This is a genomic window from Terriglobales bacterium (assembly GCA_035764005.1).
Lineage (GTDB): Bacteria > Acidobacteriota > Terriglobia > Terriglobales > Acidobacteriaceae > Gp1-AA112.
Genome location: DASTZZ010000022.1, coordinates 20,414 through 27,946, shown reverse-complemented (window position 1 = coordinate 27,946; position 7,533 = coordinate 20,414). Strand labels below are relative to the sequence as shown.

Annotated in this window: 7 protein-coding genes; 5 read left to right on the top strand and 2 right to left on the bottom strand. The window is 57.7% G+C overall.

The features are described 5' to 3' along the window. Nucleotides 1-256 precede the first annotated feature (256 nt). Nucleotides 257-550 (bottom strand): hypothetical protein, encoded by a 294-nt coding sequence (locus tag VFU50_03835; GenBank protein ID HEU5231967.1) that lies wholly within the window; start codon nucleotides 548-550, stop codon nucleotides 257-259. Between the two features lie 151 nt (nucleotides 551-701). Here VFU50_03835 and VFU50_03830 point away from each other — a divergent pair, with 151 nt between their 5' ends. The 4 genes from VFU50_03830 to VFU50_03815 all read left to right on the top strand — a co-directional run bounded on the left by VFU50_03830 (nucleotide 702) and on the right by VFU50_03815 (nucleotide 4,174). Continuing rightward, nucleotides 702-1,469, top strand: a complete 768-nt coding sequence (locus tag VFU50_03830) for a hypothetical protein (GenBank protein HEU5231966.1) — start codon at nucleotides 702-704, stop codon at nucleotides 1,467-1,469. 522 nt (nucleotides 1,470-1,991) lie between these two features. Continuing rightward, nucleotides 1,992-2,627, top strand: coding sequence for a DUF2460 domain-containing protein (locus VFU50_03825; protein HEU5231965.1), 636 nt, complete (start codon nucleotides 1,992-1,994; stop codon nucleotides 2,625-2,627). Between the two features lie 138 nt (nucleotides 2,628-2,765). Further along, on the top strand, nucleotides 2,766-3,629 hold the full coding sequence (locus VFU50_03820) for a DUF2163 domain-containing protein (protein HEU5231964.1): 864 nt from the start codon (nucleotides 2,766-2,768) through the stop codon (nucleotides 3,627-3,629). Then, a complete protein-coding gene (locus VFU50_03815; GenBank protein HEU5231963.1) occupies nucleotides 3,626-4,174 on the top strand; it encodes an NlpC/P60 family protein in 549 nt (182 codons plus the stop codon). Before VFU50_03820 ends, VFU50_03815 begins: the two co-directional genes overlap by 4 nt. Here the strand turns inward: VFU50_03815 and VFU50_03810 are convergent. Continuing rightward, entirely contained in the window at nucleotides 4,156-4,458 is a 303-nt protein-coding gene (locus VFU50_03810; protein ID HEU5231962.1) for a hypothetical protein, read from the bottom strand. The genes VFU50_03815 and VFU50_03810 overlap by 19 nt on opposite strands. 306 nt (nucleotides 4,459-4,764) lie before the next feature. Between VFU50_03810 and VFU50_03805 the strand changes: the two genes are divergently transcribed. Continuing rightward, entirely contained in the window at nucleotides 4,765-7,464 is a 2,700-nt protein-coding gene (locus tag VFU50_03805; GenBank protein HEU5231961.1) for a phage tail protein, read from the top strand. Nucleotides 7,465-7,533 lie beyond the last annotated feature (69 nt).

Below are 7,533 nucleotides of genomic sequence, written 5' to 3'. Positions count from 1 at the left end.
CGCGCGCGACCTTTGCGGAAGAAGCGAACGTCGGGAGATCTGCTGAGTGCTGTCGCAGGCGCCGGCGGAAGGGTATCTTCATCCCCACCGGAGCCGATCAGGAACCTACTACAGCACCATGCCGGCAACGCGAACGCAAAGCCAAGTGCCGGAGGCACGAAAGGTGAAAGCCCAGGACAAAGTCCTGGGCGACCAACAGAAATGACGGAGTCCCGGAGGGACGACACTTATTTGTGACTTGAACATCAGGTTTGAATCATCGTTCCGACTTCGAGGAACCACGAGAAAGAACTCTAAACAGCATGATCAACACGGCAGCATAGATAAGCCCGTTCACGATAGTCATCGTTGCATTTATCTGGAGTTGCGTGGCGGAGTGGACTCCCCAAAGAACCATTCCGAGATACATTCCGGGATATTGAAGCGCAACCAGCGCGCGTCCGAATGAGGTGTCGAGTCCCGCAGGAGTTTGCGGTATGAGCGTTAAAAGAACGCCGGAAAAGAAGATGCCAACAATTACGGATAAGAACACTTGTGTTGAAAATCTCATTTCTGACAGTGTGAGTACCGTCCCTCCGGGACTCGAATTCTAAATGACTCTAGCCCAGCACTTCGTGCTGGGCTTTCACATTTCGCGCCTCCGGCGCTGAAGACCAAACACACCTTCGTGACCTCCGTGTCCTCCGTGTTCAATCTTTTTCATGAACCTCAATTTCGATAACGGCTCGCTGCCCCAATCCCTGCGCCAAACCACCGACGCCTCCGCGCAAGCCGCGCAGCAGATGCGCGAGCAGTTCCAGCAATCCAGCGCCGAGATCCAGAAGATCACTGCCGCAACGGTCCGCGATCAGAGCCAGCAATGGAACATGGTCTTCACGACCATGAATCGCGGCTTTGCGAACACGGTTACGCAGATGAGCAGCAGCTCGCGGACACTACAGCAGAACATCGCGCGCGTGCTCGACCAGATCCTCGCCGACTTCCTGCGCATGCTCGAACGCATGGTCGCGCAGTGGGTAGCACAGCACACGTTCATGCAGGTCTTCGGCATCGCCTCGCAGAAGACCGCGTCGGCAGCAAACATCGCAAGCTCGGCAGCAGATGGAGCAGCAGCGGCCTATGCCTCGGCGGCCGCAATTCCCATTGTGGGATGGTCGATGGCTCCCGCCGTAGCCGCCGACGCCTACAGCAACATCCTCGGCTTCGAAGCCCTGAACGCCTTCGCCGCCGGCGGCATCGTGCCCGATGACTCGCTAGCCTTCGTTCACAAGAACGAAATGGTTTTGCCGGCGAGCTTGTCATCAGGCTTGTCGCAGATGATCACCGATGACGAAGGCGGCGGCAGCAACATGCACATCAACTTCTCAGTCTCCGCGACAGACTCAAAGAGCTTCGAAGGCCGGTTGCATGAGCATGCTGATGCGCTGGTGCAGGTGATTAAGCGAGCTTGGAGACACGGAAAGTTCTAAGTGCCAACGGTTTGTCATTCCGAAGCCGCTGCTTTTGCGGCGAGGAATCCCTACGGATGCCCATGCTGCTCTGCGCGTATATCGGCAACATCAGACCCGCATGAACACTCCGCAGACAAACAGGTCTAATACAAAAAATAGAAATGCCCAGAACGTGTAAAGAGCAGGCTCTCGTCTAACCAATGCGGTAATGGCGAATGCTACTGACAGGAATTGCCCAACAAGGAACACCCAAGCTGCAAGCCTGAGATTAATCGGCATTCGCCATGGCCAGTTGGACCTCTCATGGAGAGGATGTTGTGGTGCTCACCGGAGCTTATTGGCATGAAGGCAAACAAAATGCTCCAGCAAAGAAGCAGCTCGATCATCGACGTCCATAGGGCTTTTATCGCGTATTTCGGCTCAGCCATTGTTCCGATGATGCATTGAGGAAGTGGGTCAGGCGTGCGAAATTTTTAATCCCACGCTTCAAGAAAAGCAATAGGGATTCCTCACTTCGTTCGGAATGACAAGACAGAAAAAATGTCGAATGCACAATTTCCCGATCTCCGCGGCCTGGCCTGGGACTACACGCTCACTCCCACGTTCTCGACCGGCATCCAGCAGGCGACAAGCGGACGCGAGGTGCGCTCGGCGTTCTGGAGCGCGCCGCTGTGGAAGATATCGCTCACGTATGAATTTCTGCGCGATGACGCGCAGCACGTCGATGCCAACGGATACTCCGAACTGCAGCAACTCGTCGGCTTCTTTCTCGCGAGGCAGGGCTCATTCGATTCGTTTCTGATCGATCTCGCGCAGCTAACGCGCAAGCCGCTCGATTCGACCATTTCGGGACAGCCGATCGGCACAGGCGACGGCAGCACGACGAGCTTCCAACTGGCACGCAACATCGTCGGCTATCTCGAGCAAGTGCAGAACCCCGCAGGCCAGAGCGCGACCGTGTACGTCGCGGGCGTTCGCAAGACGCAAGGCGTGGATTACACGATCGCGAACGGGATCGTGAGCTTCGCGTCACCGCCGGCGAGCGGAGCCGCAGTCACGGCGGATTTTCAATGGCTCTGGCGCGTGCGCTTCGCGCAGGATGAATTGGAGTTTGGGAATTTTATGTATTTGCTTTGGGAGTGCAAGAAGGTGGAGTTAGTCGAGGTACGGCTCTAACGCTGTGATTCCGAACGCTCCTGATTTGTCATTCCGAACGAAGTGAGGAATCCCTACTGTACCCATACAGTTTCGGCTCAGTAGGGATTCCTCAGCCGCAAAAAGCGCGGCTTCGGAATGACAAGACGGATAAACATCATGAAATCCGCCACACCCGCATTCATCACCTGGCTCGCCGCAAACACCGAGTTCATCATGGCCGAACTCTACGACCTCACGCTCGCGGACGGCACCGCCCTCCACTACATACCCTTCGACCGCAGCCTCGAAGTCGGCGGCACGACGTATCTCTCCGGCCCGCCGAACTTCAGGCGTGGAGCAGTCGAAGAAGTAATCGGCGTTTCCAAAATCGGAACTCTCAGCCTCGAGATTCACGCCAGCCCTTCCGACCTGATCGGCGGCGTGCCCATCCTGCAGAAGATCGCGCGCGGCGACTTCGACAAGGCGCAGATCACGGTGCGTCGGCTGTTCATGGATTCGGCGCTCAACCAGCAAGGGATGGTGATTCGCTTCGTCGGCAACATCGGCGATCTCGATCAGCTCTCGCGCACGATGGCCAAGTTCACCTGCAAGAGCAAAGTCGAAGACCTGAACATCCAGCTCCCGCGCAACATCCTGCAGCCCACGTGCATGCACACGCTCTTCGACGCCGGATGCACGCTGAACAAATCCGCCTTCGCCGTGAACGGAACTGTGCAGGCGGGCAGCACGGTCAACAAGCTGATCACGAATCTCACGCAAGCCGACAGCTACTTCGACAACGGCCAGCTAATCTTCACCTCAGGCGCAAACAACGGCCACGTCGCCGCGGTGAGAACATACACAAACTCCGGCGGGACGGTGTACTTCTTCGTGCCGCTGCCGACAGCGCCGGCAATCGGCGACACGTTCACGATCTATCCCGGGTGCGATAAGACGCAGGCGACGTGCACGGCGAAGTTCTCGAATCTTGCAAATTTCGGGAGATTTCCTTATGTGCCTGCGCCGGAAACCGCGTTGTGAGTGGAGTCAGTGGACTTAGTGGACACGGTGGACTTCATGGACAGTCCACCTCGTCCACTTCGTCCAGTCAGTCCACTCGTGATCGTGTTCGCGAAATCGCACGCTCCTGGCTAGGAACGCCGTATCACCACATGGGCCGCATTAAAGGCGTGGGCGTGGATTGCGCGATGTTCCCGCTCGAGGTCTATCGCGAGGCAGGGCTGATCGGCGACATCGAGATCCCGTTCTACCCGCCGGATTGGCATCTGCATCGATCGGAGGAGATTTATCTCAAAATCGTGCAACAGCGAGCTTTGGAGCTGCGCGGCCACGCGCCTCCGGAGCCTGGCGACTTCGTCTTGTACCAGTTTGGGCGGACTTGGAGCCACGGCGCGATTGTCGTCGACTGGCCGGTCATTATTCATGCTGTCGTGCAACATGGCGTGATTTTGTCTGAGGGAGAGAACGACGGAATGTTGGTGGGCCGGAAACGAAGACTCTTTCGCGTGGTTCAAGCGGCAATTGAAAACCTGCCGCAAAACATCGATTACCAGCAATACGTGTAATTACCAGTTCTGCCCAGACCAAAGATATCGACAGGCTTAGGATAATCACCAAATCGCTTTACTTCGAAATAAGCAGGCCGTCCATAGCTGTAGGTTTCCCGAAGGGTGACTGGAATGGTTTTACGATTGCTGGATTTCAAATACTCCAGGAAGTCATTTGAATACACAAAAAGGTAGCAATCATGATTTTCTGGAAAAAGAAGCATGATTTTCTGGTTACCTTCTCTATCAACTGAGGGCGCCAGGTTGGTGGATTCTGAATCCTTTCCCGCGACCCACGTCATCTCGTAGGTTATGGTCCGAGTTCGGAATGCATAGGTAGCCCAAAGCGCTGCCCCGAGGCCAACAATCACAAAGCCCAATAGGGGCCATCTGTTTCTGCGTCTTGCGGGCGGCTGTGAGCGCTCGGCGGGCAAGGAACCAGCTCCTGATAAACAGCAATAACTCTAGTTATGACAGTCTCTGAAATCCAATCGTGCCTCTTTGCACGTGACACGAAGGTAACGTCAAAACGCTCATACGAAATGCAGTGAATGGCTGCTGATTTATGTAATTGGGCAGTCTCTAGCATTTCTCTTGCCGGATAACTCATGTCTTTGTTCTCACCCAAGCGCCCCGTAGCCCAGCAACCCACAGTCCTGCACACGCTACGCGTACAGACCGCCTCCTACGGCCAGGCGATCCCGATCGTTTACGGCCAGAATCGCATTTCGGGAAAGTTGATCTGGTATGGAGACTTCACGCCGATCGCGCAGACTTCGAAACAGGCGACTGGCGGCAAAGGGCTCGGCGGCGGCACGACTCGGACTACGAGTTACACGTACACCGCTGCCGTGGCGATTGCGCTGTGCGAAGGGCCCATTCAGCAGCTATGCAATGTTTGGGACACGAAAGGCACGCTGCTGCTGGTTGCGGCTTCGGAGAACTTCACGGTTCCGACCGGTGGCGGGAGTTATCAGGTTGCGCAGCATGCGAATTACGTTGCGCATTACGGAGTGGCGCGGGCCGATGCGTACTCGGTGGTCGCGAATGACTTCGGCTCCGATGGGCCGGTGACGCTTGCGGGAACGCAGAAGACGCCGATGTCGCTGGTGGCGAGTTCACCTGCTGCCGGACAGTACACGCTCAATCCTGCGACGGCGACATTCGCGCTCTCGGCGGCCGATGCGGGCAAGCAGGTCACGATTACCTACGTCTATGCTGTCCCAAATTCGAACTCCAACGGACAGCCTCTGCAGCAGCTTGCGCTGACTCTGTTCACGGGAACGCGTCCGCAGTCGCCATGGCCGTATCTCACGTCGAATCATCCTGGGCAGGATCTTGGGTACAACGGCATCGCCTACGTCGCCGCGTCGGCGATGGACCTGGGCAGCTCGGGCTCGCTGCCAAACTATACGTACGAAGTTCTCGGGCTTCTGCCGTTCGGCGGCGGCATCACCGATGCCGAGCCGGGCGCGATCATCAACGATCTGCTCACGAATCCCTTCTACGGCGCGAGCTGGCCGAGTACGCTGATCGGCGACTACTCGAATTTCTCGGCATATGCGATTGCCAACGGACTCCTCTTCTCTCCCGTGATCGACGCGCAGCAGACGGCGGCGGCGATCATCGACGATCTGGCTGACTTGGCGAACGGCGCGGCCATCTGGTCGGAAGGCGTGCTGAAGCTGAAGAGCTTTGGCGATACGACCACGATCGCCAATGGCGCGATCTTCATCCCCGATACGGCACCGGTCTATGACCTGAGCGACCGCGACTTCATCCGTAAATCGAACGACGATCCGGTAATCGTCACGCGCAAGTCGCGCGCCGACGCCGTGAATGACGTGAAGATCGAGTTCGTGAATCGCGCGAACTCCTACAACGTCGAGATCGCCGAGGACAAAGACGACGCCGGCATCGCGCTTTACGGACTCAAGTCGGGCACGCCGCGCCAGGCGCACGCGATTACCGATGCGACGGTTGCGAAGAAGGTCGCGAACCACAAGCGGCTGCGCTCGGTGTACATCGACGGCGGCAACAGCTACCGCTTCACGCTGGGATGGCAGTACATCCTGCTCGAACCGATGGACCTGGTCACGCTCACCGATTCCAATCTGGGACTCAGCAAGCATCCGGTTCGCATTACCTCAATCAAGGAAAACGATAACGGCGAGCTGGATTTCGAAGCCGAAGATTTTCCCTGGGGCACGGCGACTCCGACCGCCTATCCATATTCTTCCGGCGCGGGATTCGCTCCGAATCAGCAGGCCGATCCGGGCAGCGTGAATGCGCCGATCGTCTTCGAGGCGAACAACCGCATGTCGCTCTCGACCGCCTACGAGCTGTGGATGGGCGTGAGCGGCGGCCCAAATTGGGGCGGATGCCATCTGTGGCTCTCGATCGACGGCAACAGCTATCGCCAGATCGGAACGATTCATGGCGCGGCGCGCATGGGCGCGCTCACTGCGTCGCTTGCGAGCGGAGCCGATCCCGATGTGACCAACACGCTCGCGGTCGATCTGAGCCAGAGCGCCGGCACGCTTACCAGCGGCACGCTAGCCGACGCCGACCAGTACCACACGCTGTGCTACGTCGATGGCGAGCTGATCACCTACGAGACCGCCACGCTCACCGGCGCGAACAAGTACAACCTCACGTATCTGCGGCGCGGAAGCCTCGGCTCGCCGATCAGCGCGCACAGCGCAGGCTCGGCATTCCTGCGGCTTGATGATGCCGTCTTCGTCTATGAATTCGATCCCACGCTGGTGGGCAAGACGATTTATCTGAAGTTCACCAGCTTCAACAAATTCGAACTGATGGAGCAGTCGCTGGCGAATGCCACGGCGTATCAGTTCACGATCAGCGGCAGCTTCGGCGGAGGCGTCCGCCAGGCAACGTGGCTCCCGCCGATCTTCTCGGCAGTCGCCACGCCGACCGGCATCACCTTTTATTGGAACGGCACCAACGGCTCCGGTTCGCTGCTGCTCTACCGCGACGACGGCACGCCCAGCTACGCGGAGTTTGGATTGCTGGCTGTGACAGGATTGAGCGCGAATACAACGTACTACTTCTATCCGTATGTTGATCAGTCGCTGATCGTGAATTCGCTGGGGCTTGATGCGGTGCAGTTTGTTGGTGGAGGAGTAGGCTCGCCTGCGATCGCGCTCACGTCACGATCGCAAGCAGCGGCAGTCGCGCAGGGCGGATTGAATCGCATTCCATTGTCCGATGGCGCGATTGCGGTGACAACTCCCAATTCGGGAATGGCGACGTTTACGGGATTGGGAGGGAGCTTGAGGAAGGTTTAATCCTCGCTCCACGCGCCTAACGGTCTGTCATTCTGAGGCCCGTTCTTGGCCGAAGAACCTCCCGCAATG

What these genes read in the sequence shown, in the direction of transcription:
- VFU50_03830 (HEU5231966.1), top strand. Translation starts at nt 702, where the DNA reads ATGAACCTCAATTTCGATAACGGCTCGCTGCCCCAATCCCTGCGCCAA.
- VFU50_03805 (HEU5231961.1), top strand. Translation starts at nt 4,765, where the DNA reads ATGTCTTTGTTCTCACCCAAGCGCCCCGTAGCCCAGCAACCCACAGTC.
- VFU50_03820 (HEU5231964.1), top strand. Translation starts at nt 2,766, where the DNA reads ATGAAATCCGCCACACCCGCATTCATCACCTGGCTCGCCGCAAACACC.
- VFU50_03810 (HEU5231962.1), bottom strand. Translation starts at nt 4,458, where the DNA reads ATGACGTGGGTCGCGGGAAAGGATTCAGAATCCACCAACCTGGCGCCC.
- VFU50_03835 (HEU5231967.1), bottom strand. Translation starts at nt 550, where the DNA reads ATGAGATTTTCAACACAAGTGTTCTTATCCGTAATTGTTGGCATCTTC.
- VFU50_03825 (HEU5231965.1), top strand. Translation starts at nt 1,992, where the DNA reads ATGTCGAATGCACAATTTCCCGATCTCCGCGGCCTGGCCTGGGACTAC.